The sequence below is a fragment of the Roseomonas rosulenta genome, from assembly GCF_016106005.1.
Lineage (GTDB): Bacteria > Pseudomonadota > Alphaproteobacteria > Acetobacterales > Acetobacteraceae > Neoroseomonas > Neoroseomonas rosulenta.
On record NZ_JACADR010000626.1, the window covers coordinates 1 to 696 of the forward strand.

Genomic DNA, 696 nt, shown 5'->3' on the forward strand with positions numbered 1-696 from the left:
AGCCTCGGCGGCATGCGCTTTTGGCACGCCGGTGGCCGAGGCGGGGGCCTCGGCCTTCGGTGGGGCCGCCGGCGCGGCGACCGCGACGCTGCGGCCTTCGGCGGCCTCGTTCAGCGCCTCGATCAGCGCGGCGTCGTCGCCCGCGGGCTCGGCGCCGGCCGATTCCAGCCCCGCGACAATCGCCTTGATGCGGTCGAGGGAGGAGAGGATCAGGCTGATCGCCGCCGGCGTCACCGGCAGCGACCCGTCGCGGTAGCGCCCCAGCACGTTCTCCGCCGCATGGGCCACCGCCTGGAGCCGCGACAGGCCGAGGAATCCGCAGGTGCCCTTGATGGTGTGCACCAGGCGGAAGACTTCCGACAGGGTGGGCTGGTCGTCCGGCGTGCGCTCGAGCCGCAGCAGCGCGGAATCGAGTGCGGTCAGCCCCTCGTGAGTCTCGGTCAGGAAATCGGCCAGCAGATCGTCCATCGCCATCCCCGCGGGTACTTGCGGGGGCAGGATGCGCGGGCGGGGCCGAAGAATCGGTAAAGCGCGCGGCGGCGCGGGCCGGCCCCTATTCGGCGAGGCGCAGCAGCAGCGGCCCGCAGCCCTCGCCGGGCGGCACGGCCAGGCTCAGTTGCACGCCGGCAGCGGCCGCGGTGGCGGCGAGCCACAGCGACAGCGCCTCGCGCCCCGTCGGCTCGCCGGCCAGCGGCG

1 protein-coding gene is annotated in these 696 nt (G+C 75.0%); it reads right to left on the reverse strand.

What is annotated here, in order from left to right:
* Positions 1-468, reverse strand: a 468-nt coding sequence (locus tag HW578_RS27310) for an Hpt domain-containing protein (protein WP_198373820.1), incomplete at its 3' end; no start/stop codon positions are given.
* Positions 469-696 lie beyond the last annotated feature (228 nt).